At 43.3% G+C, this 19,056-nt stretch carries 24 protein-coding genes and 1 other annotated feature; all 24 genes read left to right on the top strand.

The features are described from left to right. Window positions 1–4 precede the first annotated feature (4 nt). A complete protein-coding gene (gene mreD, locus CARFE_RS0102010) occupies window positions 5–490 on the top strand; it encodes a rod shape-determining protein MreD (RefSeq protein WP_011343283.1) in 486 nt (161 codons plus the stop codon). After that, the gene (gene mrdA, locus CARFE_RS0102005) at window positions 487–2,472 is read left to right on the top strand and encodes a penicillin-binding protein 2 (protein ID WP_245570743.1); all 1,986 of its coding nucleotides are present in this window, start codon (window positions 487–489) and stop codon (window positions 2,470–2,472) included. Before mreD ends, mrdA begins: the two co-directional genes overlap by 4 nt. A 68-nt stretch (window positions 2,473–2,540) precedes the next feature. After that, window positions 2,541–2,921, top strand: a complete 381-nt coding sequence (gene minC, locus CARFE_RS0102000; protein WP_034541428.1) for a septum site-determining protein MinC — start codon at window positions 2,541–2,543, stop codon at window positions 2,919–2,921. A 13-nt stretch (window positions 2,922–2,934) separates the two neighbouring features. Continuing rightward, a complete protein-coding gene (minD, locus tag CARFE_RS0101995) occupies window positions 2,935–3,729 on the top strand; it encodes a septum site-determining protein MinD (RefSeq protein WP_011343287.1) in 795 nt (264 codons plus the stop codon). A 15-nt stretch (window positions 3,730–3,744) separates the two neighbouring features. Continuing rightward, window positions 3,745–4,026: a cell division topological specificity factor MinE gene (gene minE / locus CARFE_RS0101990; RefSeq protein ID WP_028051548.1), complete on the top strand. Its 282-nt coding sequence runs from the start codon at window positions 3,745–3,747 to the stop codon at window positions 4,024–4,026. A 389-nt stretch (window positions 4,027–4,415) separates the two neighbouring features. Further along, a complete protein-coding gene (locus tag CARFE_RS0101985) occupies window positions 4,416–4,622 on the top strand; it encodes a hypothetical protein (protein ID WP_028051547.1) in 207 nt (68 codons plus the stop codon). A 46-nt stretch (window positions 4,623–4,668) separates the two neighbouring features. Continuing rightward, complete coding sequence (locus tag CARFE_RS0101980) at window positions 4,669–4,881, top strand: hypothetical protein (protein WP_011343290.1); 213 nt, start codon at window positions 4,669–4,671, stop codon at window positions 4,879–4,881. 34 nt (window positions 4,882–4,915) lie between these two features. Continuing rightward, the gene (locus CARFE_RS0101975) at window positions 4,916–5,116 is read left to right on the top strand and encodes a hypothetical protein (protein ID WP_011343291.1); all 201 of its coding nucleotides are present in this window, start codon (window positions 4,916–4,918) and stop codon (window positions 5,114–5,116) included. A gap of 12 nt (window positions 5,117–5,128) precedes the next feature. Next, window positions 5,129–5,296: a hypothetical protein gene (locus tag CARFE_RS16125; protein ID WP_011343292.1), complete on the top strand. Its 168-nt coding sequence runs from the start codon at window positions 5,129–5,131 to the stop codon at window positions 5,294–5,296. Window positions 5,297–5,314: 18 nt separating this feature from the next. After that, on the top strand, window positions 5,315–6,193 hold the full coding sequence (locus CARFE_RS15430) for a cytochrome c3 family protein (protein WP_051250107.1): 879 nt from the start codon (window positions 5,315–5,317) through the stop codon (window positions 6,191–6,193). Further along, window positions 6,183–6,875 carry a formate dehydrogenase subunit gamma gene (locus CARFE_RS0101960; RefSeq protein WP_011343294.1) on the top strand — a complete coding sequence of 231 codons (693 nt, stop codon included), beginning with the start codon at window positions 6,183–6,185 and terminating at the stop codon, window positions 6,873–6,875. Before CARFE_RS15430 ends, CARFE_RS0101960 begins: the two co-directional genes overlap by 11 nt. Before the next feature lie 135 nt (window positions 6,876–7,010). Continuing rightward, the gene (locus CARFE_RS0101950) at window positions 7,011–7,631 is read left to right on the top strand and encodes a NapC/NirT family cytochrome c (RefSeq protein WP_154652704.1); all 621 of its coding nucleotides are present in this window, start codon (window positions 7,011–7,013) and stop codon (window positions 7,629–7,631) included. A gap of 82 nt (window positions 7,632–7,713) precedes the next feature. Beyond that, on the top strand, window positions 7,714–8,847 hold the full coding sequence (rodA, locus tag CARFE_RS0101945) for a rod shape-determining protein RodA (protein ID WP_028051544.1): 1,134 nt from the start codon (window positions 7,714–7,716) through the stop codon (window positions 8,845–8,847). Between the two features lie 109 nt (window positions 8,848–8,956). Beyond that, window positions 8,957–9,892 (top strand): MBL fold metallo-hydrolase, encoded by a 936-nt coding sequence (locus tag CARFE_RS0101940; RefSeq protein ID WP_028051543.1) that lies wholly within the window; start codon window positions 8,957–8,959, stop codon window positions 9,890–9,892. Between the two features lie 62 nt (window positions 9,893–9,954). Further along, window positions 9,955–10,605, top strand: coding sequence for a murein hydrolase activator EnvC family protein (locus tag CARFE_RS15425; protein WP_011343299.1), 651 nt, complete (start codon window positions 9,955–9,957; stop codon window positions 10,603–10,605). Beyond that, window positions 10,606–11,454, top strand: coding sequence for a site-2 protease family protein (locus tag CARFE_RS0101930; RefSeq protein WP_028051542.1), 849 nt, complete (start codon window positions 10,606–10,608; stop codon window positions 11,452–11,454). 66 nt (window positions 11,455–11,520) lie between these two features. Next, complete coding sequence (locus CARFE_RS0101925; RefSeq protein ID WP_179393685.1) at window positions 11,521–13,386, top strand: TIGR03960 family B12-binding radical SAM protein; 1,866 nt, start codon at window positions 11,521–11,523, stop codon at window positions 13,384–13,386. Next, window positions 13,370–13,981, top strand: a complete 612-nt coding sequence (locus tag CARFE_RS0101920) for a TIGR03936 family radical SAM-associated protein (RefSeq protein WP_028051540.1) — start codon at window positions 13,370–13,372, stop codon at window positions 13,979–13,981. The genes CARFE_RS0101925 and CARFE_RS0101920 overlap by 17 nt, the downstream gene beginning before the upstream one ends. Window positions 13,982–13,992: 11 nt before the next feature. Further along, the gene (locus CARFE_RS0101915) at window positions 13,993–15,171 is read left to right on the top strand and encodes an Rne/Rng family ribonuclease (RefSeq protein WP_028051539.1); all 1,179 of its coding nucleotides are present in this window, start codon (window positions 13,993–13,995) and stop codon (window positions 15,169–15,171) included. Window positions 15,172–15,538: 367 nt separating this feature from the next. Then, a complete protein-coding gene (locus tag CARFE_RS0101910) occupies window positions 15,539–16,432 on the top strand; it encodes a bis-aminopropyl spermidine synthase family protein (protein WP_245570742.1) in 894 nt (297 codons plus the stop codon). 124 nt (window positions 16,433–16,556) lie between these two features. Continuing rightward, window positions 16,557–16,611: a sequence feature (ribosomal protein L21 leader region), on the top strand. 18 nt (window positions 16,612–16,629) lie between these two features. Continuing rightward, the gene (gene rplU, locus CARFE_RS0101905; protein WP_028051537.1) at window positions 16,630–16,941 is read left to right on the top strand and encodes a 50S ribosomal protein L21; all 312 of its coding nucleotides are present in this window, start codon (window positions 16,630–16,632) and stop codon (window positions 16,939–16,941) included. A gap of 18 nt (window positions 16,942–16,959) precedes the next feature. Beyond that, window positions 16,960–17,226, top strand: a complete 267-nt coding sequence (rpmA, locus tag CARFE_RS0101900; protein WP_011343307.1) for a 50S ribosomal protein L27 — start codon at window positions 16,960–16,962, stop codon at window positions 17,224–17,226. Between the two features lie 60 nt (window positions 17,227–17,286). Then, window positions 17,287–17,706 carry a Spo0B domain-containing protein gene (locus tag CARFE_RS13920; protein WP_011343308.1) on the top strand — a complete coding sequence of 140 codons (420 nt, stop codon included), beginning with the start codon at window positions 17,287–17,289 and terminating at the stop codon, window positions 17,704–17,706. Window positions 17,707–17,719: 13 nt separating this feature from the next. Next, window positions 17,720–19,009 (top strand): GTPase ObgE, encoded by a 1,290-nt coding sequence (obgE, locus tag CARFE_RS0101890; protein WP_011343309.1) that lies wholly within the window; start codon window positions 17,720–17,722, stop codon window positions 19,007–19,009. Window positions 19,010–19,056: the final 47 nt, after the last annotated feature.

Below are 19,056 nucleotides of genomic sequence, written 5' to 3'. Positions count from 1 at the left end.
TGGTATGTCTAATCTAAAGGCTATGCTGTATTTTTTATTTTTTTATATAATAGCCCAAACGGTTTTTAGCCGGCTGGCGGTAAATGGAGTAAAGCCGGACTTAATCTTAATTTTAACGGTAATTTTAAGCTTTTTATATGGTCCCCCCAGGGGGGCCTTTTTCGGTATGCAGGGAGGTCTTATTGAAGACCTCTTTACCGGCCACTTTATCGGGCTTAATACTTTGGTAAAAATGGTTACCGGTTTTTTGGCAGGGGTGTTAGAAGGAAAAATTTATCCGGAAAACTGGTGGTTCCCTGGGGTCATTGTTTTTGTTTTAACTTTTGTTAAGGATTTTCTTTACGTAGCTTTTTTAAATCTCTTGGGTATAAATATTGCCCTCACCGAGGCCTTTGGCAGGATAATGCCCGTAGAGGCGTTATACAATTTTTTCCTAACACCCGTCTTTTATTTCTTTTTTTACCGCGCTGTTAGGGGGAATAAGCCTTGAGAAAGAACATTAAAGCCAATTTAGGCTGGATGGGTGTGGTGGTAACGTTTTTCCTGTTTATTTTATGGGGAAGGCTTTTTTATCTTCAAGTATACGCTACGGCCAAATATCAGACCTTGGCCCGCAAAAACGCCATCAGGATAATTGATGTTAAAGCCCCCCGGGGAGAAATATTGGACCGGAATGGCAAAAAAATAGTTACCAATAAAGCCGTTTATACCGTTTCTTTACTGTTTACCGGCTTAAAAAATGCCGATGTAATTTTACCCAAACTTGCGCAAATCCTTCAGGTTTCCGAAGAGGAACTGCGGTTAAAAATTAAAAACTCTAAAGCACGGCCGTATGAACCGATTCGTTTAGCTACCGATGTTCCCTGGGAGGTGGTAGCGAAAATTGAAGAGAGAAGGTACGAACTTCCGGGAGTTACGGTAAGCATCGAGCCCGCCCGGGATTATCCTTACGGTAATTTATTGGCTCACGTGGTGGGATATATTCAGGAGATAAAAGATACCCAGCTAAAAGAGCATCAGGCCGAAGGATACAAGTTGGGGGATATGTTCGGACAAACGGGCTTAGAGAGTTTTTATGAATCGGTTTTACGCGGAAAAAATGGTGGTCGGGAAATTGAAGTGGATGCCAGGGGCAATCCTGTCCGGGACTTAGGGATAAAAACCCGACCGGAGCAGGGTAATTCCTTAGTTTTAACAATTGATGTAGACCTGCAAAAAGCTGCGGAAGAAAGTTTGAAAAAAACTATTGCAGCGCTGCAAAATCGTTATCCCGATGCCAGAGCGGGTGCGGTAGTGGCCCTTGATGTGAGAAACGGGGAAGTGCTGGCCCTGGCCAGTTACCCCACTTTTGATCCGGCGGCTTTTCCCAAGGGGTTAACCCAAAAGCAGGTGGATGAGTACATAAGAAATCCCGATCGGCCGCTTTATAATCGCGCGGTATCAGCTACCTATCCTCCAGGCTCCACCTTTAAAATGGTCACCGGCATGGCTGCCCTCTTAAATCGGGTAACTACTCCCTCCGAAACAATTTTCGATCCTGGTTACTACAAGCTGGGAAACCGTGCTTTTAAAGACTGGAACCCAAGGGGCCACGGAGTTGTAAACTTTGTTAAAGCCATTAAAGAGTCTTGCAACGTTTATTTTTGGACGATGGCCCGGCGGCTTGGAGTAGAAAAAATTGTAGAAGTGGGTAAACAATTTGGTTTGGGAATGATGACAGGCATAGACCTTCCCGGGGAGAGTTCGGGACTTTTACCGACTCCCGAGTGGAAAAAGGAAACCAATACTGCCATTATCGAGAAAAATTTAAAGCCCAGAATAGATAAAATAAAAAGTGATTACGAGCAAAGAATAGCCCGGGCTAAAACTTCCGAGGAGAAAAAGCGGTTGGAGGCGGAACGGGACAAAAAAATTCAGGCAATTAACCGGCAAATTGAAATTTACCGCTGGGAAACCGAGTGGCAGCAGTATGATACGCTTAATATGGCCATCGGCCAGGGTTATAACAATTATACCCTTTTGCAGCTTGCCAATTATGTAGCCATGATAGCCAATGGGGGAATTCGTTACCAACCTCATTTGGTAAAAAAAGTTTTGGACAATCGGGGAAAGGTTATAGAGGAGGTAAAACCCAGGGTTTTAAGTAAAGCAAAGATCCCTGAGAATATTTTGAATTACGTGCGGCAGGGGATGCGGGAAGTAACGATGCCCGGAGGAACTGCCGGAGGAGTGTTTGCAGGATTTCCGGTAGCGGTGGCGGCAAAAACCGGAACAGCTCAGGTTTTCGGTAAAGACGATCACGGCTTATTCGTGGCGTATGCCCCTTATGAAAATCCCCGAATTGCAGTTGCGGCCATTATTGAACATGGCGGTCATGGTGGTTCTTCGGCAGGTTTGGTGGCCAGGGATGTTTTAGCGGCGTATTTTAAGGTGCCAAAAGTAAATACCAGGGTTTTTGGCCCGGTGGAATAAGAGCAGGAATTTTTCTAAAGATGTAGAATACATCAACTTAGCCAATTTTAGAGAAAAGGTGCTTTACGATGTTGAGAGGAGAGTTTTTCTTAGAAAATACTTTGCTGATAGATAAAACCTTACGTTCCGGGCAAAAGGTAAATTATGCGGGAAACGTGGTAATCCTTGGGGATATAAATCCCGGAGCAGAAGTGGTAGCGGCCGGGAGCATTATCGTTCTGGGGACGGTCAGGGGAGTGGTTCACGCCGGCGCTGAAGGTTTTAAAAAAGCGGTGGTCTTAGCTTTTAAGCTCTTACCAACTCAACTTCGCATAGCTGATCATATTACCCGACCGCCGGAAGATGAAGAAATAACAAAAGACAATTTTAGCCCGGAAATTGCCCTTATTAAAGACGGGATGGTAGTTATTGAAAGCTACGAAGGGAACCTTGGAAAGCTTTTAAAATAAAAGGAGGAAGATTATGGGGGAAGCAATTGTCATTACCTCGGGAAAGGGAGGCGTCGGTAAAACGACGACTACCGCCAATCTGGGTACAGCTTTAGCGATGATGGGCCAGAAAGTGGTTTTGGTGGATACGGATATAGGTTTACGAAATCTTGATGTGGTTTTGGGGTTGGAAAACCGGATTGTTTATGACTTAGTCGATGTTGTCCACGGAAATTGCCGTTTAAAGCAAGCGCTTATCAAAGATAAGCGTTTAGAAGGGTTGTATCTTTTGCCGGCGGCGCAAACCAAGGATAAGACGGCAGTAAGTCCCGAACAAATGCGGAATTTGGTTAGTGATCTTAAAAAGGAGTTTGATTATGTTTTAATTGATTGTCCGGCGGGAATCGAGCAGGGATTTAAAAACGCGGTAGCTGGAGCCGATCGGGGAATTGTGGTAACTACTCCGGAAGTATCGGCGGTCCGGGATGCGGACCGCATAATCGGTTTACTGGAAGCTGAGGGGATTAATAATCCCCGGCTTATAATTAACCGTATTCGACCCAAGATGGTTCGGACGGGAGATATGATGGGAATCGAAGATATTATCGAAATTTTAGCTATTGACCTTTTAGGGGTTATTCCCGATGATGAAACTATTATCGTAACTACCAATAAAGGCGAGCCGGCTGTCTATGACCAGAACTCCCGGGCGGGCCAGGCTTTCCGGAATATTGCCCGGCGGATAATGGGTGAAGAGGTTCCGCTGATGAACTTAGAGGAAGAAGGGTTCTTCAGCAAGGTTAAAAAGTTGTTCGGTATCAACCGCTAAGGGGAGGGGACGGCCGTGCTGGAAATTTTAATGAAACTGTTTGGGAAGGAACAGCAAAACAGCAAAACCATGGCGAAAGAACGCCTTAGACTGGTTTTAGTTCAGGATAGAACCAATGTTTCACCCGAGCTCTTACAAAATTTAAAAGAGGATTTAATTGCTGTCATTACCAAATACATGGAAATTGACGAAAAAGCTCTGGAAGTAAATATCGATAGTCATGAAGACCAGGTAGCGCTTATTGCCAATATACCGATTAAAAACGTTAAAAGAAGTGTCCGGGTTCAAACCAATTAGCGAAATAATTTGCGAGATAATTAGCATATCTAAGAAAAGCGAAAAATATAGAGAATAAATAACAAGCACTGTAATATTTTCGGTTTTACAACCCAAAATAAATGTGTTAATTTTTTAACGGAAAAAACAGAAAAAATTAGGTATTGTTGTTATTATTCCTGCATATTTTATACTAAGAAAAGTAAATAAGAGGAAAAAGTCCCGAGACTTTAAAGTCCAGAGGCCAGCAGTAAAAAATGCTGGCTTTTTTTGCCAGCATTTTGTGTTTTCAGCTAAAATTAACTCTATTACTGCTGCCGTAATTTTTTAGCTAACTTTGTGCTTTTTGTAACTAATTTATATAGTTAGGATACATTTAGAGCTAATGCAGTTTAGGGAGGGGGATGAAGGTGGTGGATTTACGATGTAACTGTGGAAAAATTGTTTGTCAGGTTGAAGGAAGTATGATTATCATTAAGTGCCGTCACTGTAAACAGTATGTTTACCTTTATTTTGACGGCGCGAAGATTCGAAGGGTAAATCCTGGCAGGCAATTTTCCCAAAATTTAATACCACCTTCCAGTCCGGAGGCTTTTAGCCCAGAGGCCAGCGTTTAAAACGCTGGCCTTTTGCTTTATTTTGCAAAAGAAAGGGGGGAAAAATATGTTGATGGCAGTTATTGGGCTTCTCCTAATTATTGCTACTTTTGTGTTTTGCGAGTGCGGACTATGGTATTTTATTTTCTATCATGAAAAAAAACCCTTTACCCCAGGATATATAGCTTTGTCCCTAACTACTGGTTTTTTGGCCTTTATCGCCATGGTTTTGGTGCTATACTTTATAATTTATCCGCCGAACATTATGACGTGGTTTTAAGAAAAACTCATTTTCGGTAAACGAGGTGTTAATTATGGTAATTTTTTTGTTTTGGCTTTTGGTGATAACGATTAGCGTTTTTTCCTTTTCCTTAAGCTATTATTTGTTTTTCTTTAAAGTTAAACGGGAATTAACCGGTTTTAAGCGTGGAATTTTAACCTTAATGGTTGGTCTTTTACTTTTTGCTTTAATATTTACCGCGGTGATGTTTGTAGTTTGGCCACCAGTAATTTAAGGAGGAGGAGCGATGAGCGAACGGGAGAAAAATCCAGGAGAACCGGAAGCGATTCGGTGCCGGTGTAAAAAAATTGTTGCTCAAAAAAACAAAGAGGAGATTATCATTAAATGCCGTTTTTGTAAACGAAGAGTAGTGATTTCGGTCCGGGAAATTAACGGGATTAGTTATACCGATTAAAGAGGAGGGGAGTAGCGGATGTTCGATAAAAGAATTATAATGTTTTTTTTCCTAATTTTTTGGCTTTTTTGGATTCCCAATGTGGCCTTGGCTGATAAAAATAAAGAAAATTTAAAAGGTAATGAAGAATGTTTAAAATGTCACGGGGCGGTTGGTTTAAAAATGGAGTGGGAGGGGGTTAATATTTCTCTTTACGTTGATTCCGGAAAATATCGCGACTCAATGCATGGAACCAATAAGTGTCAATCCTGTCATCCTGGATTTAACTCTTATCCGCACCCTAATGTCAAAAGTCGTCAACAATTTTTGCAGGAAATTAATAACAGATGTAAAAACTGTCACGATTATATTTTAAAAACCTTTAAGGGATCGGTTCATGACCGGAAAGACGTATATTGTTTTTCCTGCCATACGGCCCATACCATTTTTAGGGGAACTGATCCGCGCGCGTCTACTTACCGCAATAACATTGTAAAAACCTGTAGCCAGTGTCATAAAGGGAATGTTTTGAAAAGCTATCAAGAAAGTTTTCACGGTAAGGCTGTAGCTTTGGGCAGTAAAACTGCCGCTACCTGTACCGATTGCCATGGAAAACACAATATTTTTACCAAAACCGATTCTCGTTCCCTTACCAACCCGGCGAATGTTCCTAACACTTGTGCCCGTTGTCACGTTTTTCCCCGCAAAAATTTTGCCCGGGGAGCCGAGCACTTTGTGAAAACATCAACGGGAAACGGTAAAGTGGTTTATTATACGAAGAAGTTTTTTGTCTGGCTAACAATTTCCGTGGTGACTTTAACTTTAATCCACATTGAAATGGAATTATATCGACGATACAAAAAGATTAGAGAGCAGAAAGCCTTAGAGGTGACAGGGGGGGAAAGCTATGACCGGTAGGACTTATGAAAGGTTTAACATTCATCATCGGATACAGCATATTATGATGTTTGTAAGCTTTTTTATCTGTACCTTTACCGGGTTAGCGATTAAATACGAGCAAAGCAATTATGCTAAGGTTTTTACAAAACTGGTTGGAGGATTTGAAAATCTTTTAGTTTTGCACTTAGTCGGTGCTGTCATTATGCTCATCGGCAGTTGCTTGTATCACCTTTTGTACCTTTTAATCTATGTTATTGTAACTAAGAAAGTCTCTTTTGAAGCTCTACCGACGCTAAAAGATTTTAAAGATCTTTACCAAAATCTTAAATACTTTTTAGGTTTATCACCGGAAAAGCCGCAATTCACCCGCTTTTCTTATAAAGAAAAATTTGATTATTGGGCGGTATTTTGGGGGATTTTCATTATCGGTGGTTCTGGACTTATGATGTGGTTCCCTGACGTAGCCGCAAAATATTTTCCCCGAACAGTTATCGATGCTGCTCGAGCAGCTCACAGCGATGAGGCAATTTTAGCTATTGTGGTAATTTTTACCTGGCATTTCTTTAACGTTCATTTTAATCCTGACTTTTTCCCGGGAAATCTCGTTTGGTTTCATGGTAAATTAACCGAAGAACAAATGGAAGAGGAGCATCCTTTGGAACTTAAAAAATTAAAAGAAGTTCGGGGCAAGGAGGGGTAGAAATGGCAACAGGAAAATTCAAAAATAACACCTTTTTAATCCTGTTAGAAATGCTTTTTTACTTTGGAGTATTAATTTGGTTTTTAAGTTACTATTTACCTCTTGGACTCCATTAACGGGAAAGGGGTGCTTGCTTTGAATTGGAAAAAGGTATGGGGTGTAATTACCTTCGTGCTATTATTTACGGTGTTTAGCTTTTTTTGTTACAGCTATGTATCGGTGACTTTTGAGCGAAAAATAAATGACCCAGAGTTTTGTGTAAGCTGCCACGAAATGAAATACGCTTATTATAGCTGGAAAGCAACTAGCCATAGTACTGTTAATTGTCTTAGCTGTCATGAAAACCCGGATTTATTTAAAATGGTTTATCGGCATCGGGTTTTAAAGCCCAGCGGCCAAGTCATAAAGAAAATAGTGGTTCAGGATCAAAAGTGTGAAAAATGCCACCTGAGAAATCGAAAAATTACTCCTTCCTGGGACTTAAAAGATCCCCATCCAATTCACTTTCAAAAAGGCCTATATTGTGTAGATTGTCATTATAATGTAGCCCACGGTAAAGCTAATTTTCCGGAAAAAAGTGAATGGACCACCTATTATAATGATGCTATTCTCAAAAAGATTTCTACTTTTACTTCTAGGCAAAATCAGGTGGATAAAGGTGTCTGTAATAAGTGCCATAATGGGAAAATGGCGTCGAAGACGTGCGATACCTGTCACATCCAAAGTAGTAGCAAAATAAATTTGGCTTCTAAATAAATTACGGCTTTTAGGCCGTTTCTTTTTTTATGAGCAAAAGTTTGGTATAATTAAACGCGAACAAGACGTGGGAGTGGAGCATATGCAATTTCGCCGGATGTTAAAGGAACTTGACTGGGGAGTGCTGGTCAATGTTTTTTTAATTATTATTTTAGGACTTGTGTTAATCGCCAGCGCTACCCGGGCAACTTCTCCCGATGATGTTCTTGGTTTAGCTAAAACCCAGCTACTCTGGGTTTTTTCTGGTCTTCTTTTAATGTTTGGTAGTTTGTACATTCCTTATGATGACTTTCCGCGCTATGCCAAATTCCTCTATCTTTTTAACCTTGTTATGTTGGTGACCGTATTATTTGCCGGGAGGGAAGCTTTAGGGGCGCAGCGCTGGATTAAAATAGGCCCCTTTTCCTTGCAACCCTCGGAGTTTGCAAAAGATATCATAACTATAACTCTGGCCAATTATTTAGCTGCCCGTCAGGGACAGATTGATAAACTTAGCGATTTTATCCGGGTGTTTGTCCATATTGGTGTCCCTATGCTGTTAATTTTAAAGCAGCCGGATTTAGGTACTTCGCTGGTTTTTGTCGCCATTACTTTTGCTCAGCTTTATGTAGCGGGGGCAAACCGTAAACTCTTATTTAGTCTCTTTGGCGGGGGCCTGGTTTTGGCGATTGGCTGGATTGCTCTCCATCTTCACTTTCCCCAAATCTGGATTCCTTTAAAGGAATACCAGTTAAATCGGTTAATTATTTTTTTAGACCCGTGGAAGGATATGCAGGGAGCGGGTTACCACGTGATTCAGTCACAGATTGCCATTGGTTCGGGAGGTTTTTGGGGGAAAGGACTTTTTCGGGGCAGTCAAAATCAGCTGAACTTTCTGCCCGAGCAGCACACCGATTTTATTTTTTCCGTGTTAGGGGAAGAACTGGGCTTTATCGGTGCTTCGGTGCTACTGGTACTATATTTGACTCTTTTTTGGCAGTTGATTCGCATTGGCCAGCAGGCCAAGGATTTACTGGGAAGTTTACTGGTAGCCGGAGTTGTGGCCAAGCTTGCTTTTCACACTTTTATTAATATTGGGATGACCTGCGGGATTATGCCCGTAACCGGTATACCCCTACCTTTTGTAAGTTACGGAGGAAGTGCTATGTGGTCCAATTTATTATCGGTGGGCCTGGCGCTTAATGTTTACTTAAGGAGGAAAAAATTATCGTTTTAGGTTTTAAGGGAAATAGTTAAATTTTCAAAAAATTCTCTTAACAAAGAAAACAAATTTAAGTATAATGGAGAAAAATTAATTACGGGTTTTCCAGGAGGAGGGGCTTGGTGTGGCGGTAATTTATAAAGCCGGTGACAATATCTGGCAGGTTGATTTGTTTGAACAGGGGATTGCCGGCAGAACGAGCTGTTTTATTGTGGCGGGGAAAGAAAAGGTAGCTTTGGTGGAAACCGGACCTACGCCATCTACCAAGTATATCTTAGAAGCCTTAGAAGTTCTGGGAATTGACCGGGAAAGGATTTCCTATGTTTTTGTAACGCATATTCATTTGGACCATGCCGGAGGAGCTGGAAACCTTTTGCGGTATCTACCCAGGGCATATCTTGCGGTACATCCCCGGGGGGCAAGACATATGATATCCCCGGAAAAATTGGAAGCTGCTGCTAAAGCTATCTACGGAGAGCGGTTTTTACCGTTTTTTGAAAAAATAATTCCGGCTCCAGCCGAAAGAGTTCTGGAAACTGCCGACGGTCAGGAATTTGATTTAGGGGGCAGAGTGCTTACCGTCTACCATACTTCAGGGCATGCCCGCCACCATCAGGTAATTACCGATAGTTTAACCCGGGGTCTTTTTTCCGGCGATATGGCGGGAGTTTTAAATAACATCATTAAAAACCGGTACGGAAAGGTGTTTGTCTATCCTTCAACACCGGCTACGGAGTTTGAGCCGGAAAAAATGATTTTAGAGTTAAAACGGTTTTTAAAATTAGGATTGGAAAGGATTTACTATACCCATTTTGGGGTGGTAGAAAATCCCGGGGAAATTTTTCATTACTTAATAAGGGAAGTGGAAGAATACGAACGTTTGGGCCGGGAAATTTTAGCGCAAAATCTTGGCATAAAGGAAATGCGGCAGGCTTTAACCTACCGGGTATATTTGGAAGCAGCCAAAAAGGGTGTTTTCCTTGATGACGATATTAAAAACAGCTTTGAGCTTGACCTGGAATTAAATGCTGCCGGCATACTTCATTACTTAACAAAATAAAAGTCATGAAAAATTATCCCTCTTCATAAGATGTAGTAAAACATCTTAGGGGAGGGATTTTTATGTCCGACAAGGACAACCTGAAAATTTACGGAGACTGGAGCAAACCCTACATAAGAAAGAAAAGTATTTATCGACCCCCCGGGAAAAAACGCGAATTTAAGTTTTTTTACAAGTTTTTGCTGGTGGTGGTAATTGTAGCGGGTTTTACTTTTTGGGTAAGTAAAGATTTACCGGGAGCATCTAAGCTTAAGGAAGCTGTGAAATACGTTTTAACTACCGAGACGGAGGTTCAACCGGTTTTTGACCGGGTTTTGGAGATTGGGATGGGAAATGAAGAGGCTCTTACTGCCTCTAATTTAGAAATTCCGGTTGATGGAAAAGTAATCCGGGGATTTGGCTTAGATAGTGATGGCTTTTTTCACGGGGGCTTGGATATACTGGGTGAACCCAATAAACCGGTTAAAGCAGCAGCTCACGGGACGGTGGTAAAAACCGGTTATAAAAAGGGGTACGATAACTATTTAATTATTTCCTGGGGCGAACAGGAGGTTTTATATGCAAATTTAAAGGAAGTATGGGTTAAAGCAGGAGAACTGGTGGAAAAAGGGCAGGAGATAGGTTGTACCGGGAACAGCGGGATGCTGCATGTGGAATTTCACGATAAAGGTCTTGCCGTTGATCCGGCACCGGTCTTTAAGGTAAAGAGCTAAATGAAATTAAAAGTTCACCCGCTGTTCTGGGTTTTTCTCTTAATGTATCTGGCTTTAGGAGCATTTGCCAAAATTGGCATACTTTTATTTTCACTCTTGTTTCACGAACTATTTCACCTTTTTCTGTATAAAAAACTTTTTCAGAAACCTGTTTCTTTGACCCTGTTACCCTTTGGAGGGGTAATAGAAACTTCCAATCCGGTAGAATTCTTTCCGGGAAAGGAGCTTTTAGTTGCGGCGGTGGGGCCGCTGGCCAATTTAATTTTGATGTTTTTTGCTTTAGGGATAATCAATAATGGCTTTTTTAACGCAAATGTAGCTTTTTTATTGGATTTTAACTTTATCATGGCGGTTTTTAATTTTTTGCCGGTTCTTCCCCTGGACGGGGGACGAATGTTGCGGGCGGTTTTAACCAGGGTTACTAATTTAAGAATAGCTACCCGGATTGTTTCCAATATTTCGCTGGTAACCGCTTTTGCGGTGGTGGCGGCGGGAATTTACGGCTTTTTATTCCGGATAAATGGTGCCGATGTGGTAATTTTGGGAGTGTTATTGATTTTTTTAGCCTCTCGGGAAAGGGTAAAAAACAGCTTTTACTTTTTACAAAACCTAACTTATAAGGAAAAAATTTTAAATGAGCAGAAAATTTTAAATTCCAAGGTTTTGACGGTAGCCCGAAATACTTCACTAAAAGAGGTGGTAGACAAATTCTTACCGTCCCATTACCAGTATGTGGTGGTGTTGGAACGGAACCAGGAAATCTTAGGAGTTTTAAGCGAACGGCAAATAATGGAGGGGGTTGTGAAGTTTGGCCTGTTAAAACCGGTGGGAGAGCTTTTACCAAAATGAGAAGCTTTCCTGCTTATTTTTTTCTTACGGGAAATTTTGTGGTAAAATAGCAATGAGGTGAAAAAGGTGAATTTTGCTAAACTTTTAGCTTTAGTCCAGAAACCGGCGAGATATTTGGGCAATGAATTAAATGCGGTAAAAAAGCCCTGGGAGAAAAATTTGGTTAAAATTGCCTTTTGTTTTCCGGATTTATATGAAGTTGGGATGTCCCATTTAGGACTTAGAATTTTATACGAAACGGTAAATCGCCGGGATGATGCCCTTTTGGAAAGGGTATTTGCTCCTGCCGAAGACATGGAAAAGCTTTTGCGGGAAAAGGGTTATTTTCTTTTTTCTCTGGAAAATAAAAAGCCTCTTTGGGAGTTTGACCTGGTAGGGTTTACCCTGCAATACGAGCTAAGCTATTCCAATATTTTAAATATGTTAGAATTGGGTGGAGTGGAAATATTTGCCGAAAAGAGAAGGGGATGGCCCCTTGTTATGGCCGGAGGACCGGGGGCTTTTAACCCGGAGCCTTTAGCCGATTTTATTGATTTTTTTGTTTTGGGAGAAGGGGAAGAGGTATTAGCGGAAATTATCGAAGTGGTAAAGGAAGCCAAAGTTAAAGGCTGGGAGCGTAACGATACCCTTTTGGCTTTAGCGCAAATTCCGGGGGTTTACGTTCCGAAATTTTACCGGGTTAGTTATGATGAAGCCGGAAGGTTGACCGAGTTTATGCCGCTTAAAAAAGATCTTCCGGTGAAATTTACCAAAAGAATTGCTCAAGGCTTTTTATCCGGACACTCCCTGCCATCTCCCATAGTACCTTATCTTGATATTGTTCATAATCGGGCCATGGTGGAAATAATGCGGGGATGCAGCCGGGGTTGCCGTTTTTGCCAGGCGGGGATGATTTACCGCCCGGTACGGGAAAAAGCTCCGGAATTGGTTTTGGCAGAAGCAGAAGAAATTATGGAGAAAACCGGCTATGAAGAAATATCCTTGGCTTCCTTGAGCTCCGGAGATTACCCGTATATTCGGGAGGTAGCGAAAAAGCTTTTGGATAAGTACCAGGAAGCGGGGGTAAATATTAGCCTTCCTTCCCTGCGAATTGATACCTTTGCAGTAGATTTGGCGTCCGAACTGCAGCGGGTGCGGAAAGCTACCTTGACTTTTGCTCCGGAAGCCGGAACCCAGAGGATGCGGGATATTATTAATAAAGGGGTTACCGAGGAAGACCTCATTAATACTGTGAAAGCTGCTTTTAAAGCAGGCTGGCAGTCAATTAAACTTTACTTTATGATTGGCCTGCCTTATGAAACCGACGAAGACGTTGCGGGGATTATTCATTTAGCCCAGAAAGTTGCCGATATCGGCGTTAAAGAAGGGAGGGTACCCCGGGGACGGCTGAAAGTTACGGTTTCGGTTTCGAACTTTGTTCCCAAACCCCATACTCCCTTTCAGTGGCTGGGTATAATTTCAGCGGAAGAAATTAAAAGGCGGCAGGGAATATTGGAAAAATTGGCTAAAAAAGACCGGCGTCTTAGTTTAAAAATGCACGATTACCGAACGAGCCTTTTGGAGGCAGCCCTTTCCAGGGCGGACCGGCGTATTGGGCGGGTAATTTACCGGGCGCATAAATTAGGCGCCAAGTTTGACGGCTGGCAGGAATATTTTAATTATGAGCTGTGGCAAAAAGCTTTTTTAGAAGAAGGATTTGACCTTGAAGCGTATGCCCGAAGGAGCTTTTCTTTGGATGACCGTTTGCCCTGGGAACCATTTGCCGGGGGAATAAGTCAGAGGTTTCTTAAAAAGGAGTATCGGGACGCCATGGCTGGAAAGAACACCGCTGATTGCCGGGAGGGTAAGTGTACCGGATGTGGGGTTTGCCCTGCTTTGGAAATTTCCCCGGTGCTGACAGGAGGGCGGAAGGTTAGTGAAATATTTGCTTAAGTATTCCCGGGGAGGAGAATTAAAATACATATCGCACCTGGATACCATGCGGGTTTTTGAAAGGGCTTTTCGCAGGGCGAATTTGCCGATGGCTTTTTCAGAAGGCTTTAACCCTCATCCCAAGTTTTCCATAGCCTTGCCCTTAGCGTTGGGGCATGAAAGTCAAGGGGAGCTAATGGAATTAACTTTAAAGCAATTTTTACCTCCCGAGGAGATAAAAGAACGCTTAAACAGTGTTTTACCTTCCGGTTTTAAAGTGTTAGAAGTAAAGCCGTATTTAGATGATAAAAGCTTAATGTCGCGGGTAAGCAAAGTTGTTTACCGGATAAAAATCAATCTTTCCAATACAGAACTTTTAGCCAGGAAGGAAAAGCTTTTAACGGATAAACCGCGGATAGTAAAAAACACCAAGAGGGGAGAAAAACAAATTGATTTTTGGCAGGCGGTTGAAGCTTTAGAGGTGCAGGAAAATGGCATTAAGGTGGTTATAAGGGTTGGAGAAAACTCCTTGCGTCCGGAAGAGGTAGCTAAAATTTTTTTGGGTTATTTGCCCGAGGATATTGAATATATTCGGGAAGAAATTATTTTAAGTTAAAGGGAGCTATCATGAATAAGACTTTAGTTTTTCATCGACAGCCGGAATACGATTTAGCGGCGGTAATGGTTGACGGAAGTCCTTTTTCGCTTTTTGTGAAACGGCGAGACGAACAAACGCAGATTAACGATATTTATTTGGGGAAAGTAGAGAAAGTAGTTCCAGGGTTACAGGCGGCTTTTGTAAATTTAGGTTTGGCTAAAAACGGCTATTTACCTCTTGATGAGATAAACGTTAAGCCCGGGGATGTAGTGTTGGTGAGGGTAGTTAAAAACCCTACAGCCCGAAAAGGCGCCAAGCTGTCTACGGTGATTTCCCTTCCGGGGCGAAACCTTGTTTATTTTCCCCAGAAAGAGATGAAAGGTATTTCCAGGAAACTTACGGAAGACAAAAGGGAGTATTATCATAGGGTATTAGAAAACTTGAATCTTCCCGGCGGGTTTATTGTTAGAACTTTAGCCGGTGAGGAAGAAGACCTTTTGCAGGAAGCCAAACGACTTTATGAAGAATGGCAGGGAATTTTAGAGCGAAGTAAAACTGCTCAAGCCCCGGCTTTACTTTATAAAGAAGATGACCTTTTTACCTGGTGTCTTAGGGAATTACTGGACAAAGACTTTACTGCCCTTTATGTGGATGATTTTGAACTTTTGGAGATCGGGCAGAAGTTTCGCGAAAGGTTTCGCGTGTTGCTGCCGCCGATTTATAAAAGCTTTAATGTGATGGAAGAATTTAACCTGATAAAAACATTGGAAAAACTTACCAGGGAGCGGGTCTGGCTGAAAAACGGCGGTATTTTGGTCATCGAAAAAACCGAGGCTTTAACCGCCATTGATGTAAACTCTGGAAAATTCACCGGAAAAAAAGATTTAAAAGAAACCGCTTTTAAAATAAATTTAGAAGCGGCCCGGGAAATTGCCAAGCAGATTAGGTTAAGAAATATCGGTGGAATTATCGTGGTAGATTTTATTTCCCTGTTGGAGGAGGAACGGTGGGAAGAGATTTTAAGGGTTATGGAAGAAGAGTTTTTGCGGGATAAAGCCAAAGTAAAGATTACCGGGAAAACTCCTTCGGGGTTGGTGGAAATTGCCCGGCAGAAAATAGGGCTTTCCATTGGCGAGCTTTTTACCCACGAGTGCAGTGTCTGCCAGGGCACCGGGAGAATAACAGATATTACTGTCAAGCGTCTGTGACTTTATCACCTTTATGTGTCCTCGACTTTGACCCGTTGAGCGGATACAAGAGTGACAATATCACAGATTAATAACAATCGCCAACCTTATTGATTGACTATATCAATAAAAAGAGGTATAATACATATTTGGCAATTTCTCCGAGTGGACCAGGGAAAATGGAGCAAGGTCCGTTTCTATTCTTTGAGGGAAAGGAGCGGTACCTATGTCAACATCAGGTAGTGCTGCAGAAGTTCGTCGGATTGATGCGCTTTTGCTCCGTGCACTGTACGGAGGTTCCAAATCCTACTGGGAATTGATGCGAGCTGGGCAAGCGCAGACCCACCAAGTGCTGAAGGTCCTGCAGTCGCTCTTGGAGAGCAAGCTTGTGACCTACGACGGTGAGCGCTTCGTGCTCACCGAAGCGGGACGCCGGCAGGTCGAAGCCTTAGGGCTGGATCGGGTGGCCGAGCAGCGCTGTGAGACCTGTGCGGGACGAGGCATCGTCCTGCGCCCGCCTTTCGACCGGGTCCTTGAAACATTCCAAAAAATCGTGACCATGCGGCCAAAAGCAACGCCCAACTTTGACCAGGGGTATGTGACGGTGGAGACCACCGTGCTGCGTCTGGCCCTGATGGCCCAGCGGGGCGATCTGGTGGGTCGCGATCTCCTGCTGTTAGGCGATGATGACCTTACGGCCATTGCGGCCGCGCTCTCAGGATTACCGCGGCGCATCTTCGTCCTGGATGTGGACGAACGCATTGTTGGCTTCATCCGCGACGTAGCGCGGGACCGGGGTTGGGACAACGTCCACGCTGAAGTCTACGATGTGCAAGATCCGCTGCCCGAGAACCTGCGGGGCCAGTTCGACGTGTTCTTCACCGATCCGGTGGAAACGGTGCGCGGTATCTTCCTCTTCTTGAGCCGCTGTACCGAAGCGTTGCGGGGTCCCGGTTCGGCCGGGTATTTCGGCCTTTCATTCCTCGAAGCCTCGTGGAAAAAGTGGCGCGACATCCAGCGCGGCATCCTTGATATGGGATTTGCCATCACCGATATGCTCGGTGCTTTCCAGGAATACCAGCTGGAAAACATCGTGGCCCAGGGTTATCCGGTGGCCCGCATGGCCCCGGTGGCGGTCAAGGAGCCCGATGTTTCCTTCTACGTGAGCACCGTCTACCGCCTGGAGCTAACCGAAGAACCGCGGCCCCTCTTTACCGGCCGGGTGGAGCTCGGGCGGGACCTGTATTACGACGACGAAGCATGTGTTACACTCCCCCGATAATCTCCGAAAAATTTGCGCCCCGGTGAGGGTATTTCCGCCACGGGGCGCATACGTTTAAGAACGGCGGAATAACAGATATTACTTGACAAAAAAGAAAAAATTAAGATAAAATTTTAAGGTAAGCCGCTCAAAAAAGGCGTTAAATAGGCTTTGGGCCTTGCCTTTTTTGGCGAGTCTAATGCGGGAGGTTTTGGAGCATGTACGCAATTATTCAAACCGGCGGCAAACAGTACAAAGTGGCCGAAGGAGACAAAATTTTTGTGGAAAAGTTAAATGCGGAGCCGGGAAGCATAGTCACCATTAATGAAGTTCTGGCTGTAGTTAAAGATGGCAGCATTAAAGCCGGGAAGCCCTATGTTGAAGGAGCTAAGGTCAACTTAAAAGTGGTACGTCACGGGAAAGGCCGCAAAATTATTGTCTTTAAGTACAAACCGAAGAAAAATTACCGGAGAAAGTACGGTCATCGGCAGCCGTTTACGGAAGTTATTGTGGAAAAAATTGAGGCGTAAGGCCGGGAGGTGAGGTAAATGGCACATAAAAAAGGCGTTGGAAGTTCTAAGAACGGTCGGGATTCAAAAGCGAAACGTCTTGGCGTTAAAAGATATGCCGGTCAGTTTGTTACCGCTGGAAGTATTTTGGTTCGGCAAAGAGGGACCAAGTTTCATCCCGGTAACAACGTAGGTATTGGCGGTGACGATACTTTATTTGCCAAGATTGATGGTTATGTTGTTTTTGAGAGGAAAGGGAAAAACAAAAAGCAGGTAAGCGTTTATCCCCAAAATGTAGCAATTTAACCAGCCGAGCAGGGCTGGTTAATTTTTTATTATGAAAAAATAAGAGTGAGAGGATAATACATGGAAAGAGCAATAAAAATTATTCGCCGGGAGCGGCATGAATTTTTGAACTATCTGCAAATTTTGCGGGGTTTTTTTCAGTTAGGTAAATATGACAAAGTTTTAGAGTATATTGACCGGATAAGCCGGAATATCCAGGAACGTCAGGAATTCTTTCGCCTGTTTAACCCGGAAACGGCATTAATTCTTACCGAGCTTTATTATTTGCTGGAAAGTGTGGAAGCTACCCTGACAATTTCCGGTGATAAAAGGGGACAATATAATAAAGATTTTGGACCTGTTGTTGAACGTTTTGTTTTAGAAAACTGGGAGCTCCTGAAAACTTTTAATGGCAAAAAAGAGGTAAAAATTATTTTAGATCATTTTCCCAGGATAGAACTAATAGTTAACGACCAGAAAAGCCAGGAACAGCTGTTATAGGGAGGTAAAAAATATGTTTTATGATACGGCAAAAATTTATGTTAAAGCTGGAGATGGGGGTAATGGTTGTGTATCTTTCCGGCGGGAAAAGTACGTGCCCAATGGCGGTCCCGATGGAGGCGATGGCGGCCGCGGTGGCAGTGTTATTTTAGTTGGGGATGAAGGTTTAAATACGCTTTTGGATTTTCGCTATAAAAGGCATTATAAAGCACCCAGGGGTGAGCATGGCAAAGGGAGTAACCGTCATGGTAAAGCCGGCGAAAATCTCTATATTCGGGTACCGGTAGGAACGGTGGTTAAAGATGAAGCAACCGGCGAAATCTTGGCCGATATCACCGAGCACGGCCAGGAAGTAGTGGTAGCAAGAGGCGGAAGGGGGGGCAGGGGCAATGCCCATTTTGCCAGCCCCACCCACCAGGCACCAAAGTTTGCGGAACTGGGGGAGCCGGGGGAAGAACGCTGGCTTCTTCTGGAACTAAAGCTTTTAGCCGATGTGGGTTTGGTAGGCTATCCCAATGCTGGAAAGTCAACGTTAATTTCCCGGGTAAGTGCGGCTCGCCCCAAAATTGCCGATTACCCTTTTACCACCCTTACTCCCAACCTGGGAGTGGTTGAAGTAGGCGAAGGACAGAGTTTCGTCATGGCCGATATTCCCGGGTTAATTGAGGGTGCCCATGCGGGAGTAGGGTTGGGACACCAGTTTTTACGACATGTAGAACGTACCCGGGTTTTATTAATGGTTTTAGACATGAGCGGCTTTGAAGGACGCGATCCGGTAGACGACTTTGAAGTGCTTCTTAAAGAGCTTAAGCTGTACAACGAACAGCTTTTAACCAAACCCCTCGTAATTGCTGCCAATAAAATGGATACGGCCAATGCGCAGGAAAACTTAGAAAAATTAAAACAGCATATTGCCGGAAAGTACGAAATCTATCCCATTTCGGCCCTTACCGGTGAAGGACTTAAACCGCTTATTTATCGCCTCTGGGAAATTATTTCGACTTTGCCGCGGGAGAGTTTGGAGGTAAAACCACAGAAAGTAATAAAAGAGCAGCCGGAAGAAGGTTTTGTGGTGGAAAAAGTTGATGGAATATTTGTAGTTAAAGGGAAAAAGATTGAACGGTTGGTGGCTATGACCAACTTGGATAACGAGGAAGCGGTTGACCGTTTGCAGCGGACCTTTACCCGAATGGGTTTGGAAGAACAGTTAAAACGTGCCGGGGTAAAACCGGGAGACTTGGTGCGGATCGGCAAGTTTGAATTTTATTTTGTCGATGAAACCGAGGGGCTGGAGGAAGAATAAAAAATCTTAATTGCCGTTGAGACAATTTTATCCACTTTTTTAGCCGG

Origin of the sequence: Carboxydothermus ferrireducens DSM 11255 (assembly GCF_000427565.1) — a bacterium.
In the GTDB taxonomy this organism is placed as follows: domain Bacteria; phylum Bacillota; class Z-2901; order Carboxydothermales; family Carboxydothermaceae; genus Carboxydothermus; species Carboxydothermus hydrogenoformans.
This window is presented reverse-complemented; position numbering and strand designations above follow the sequence as displayed.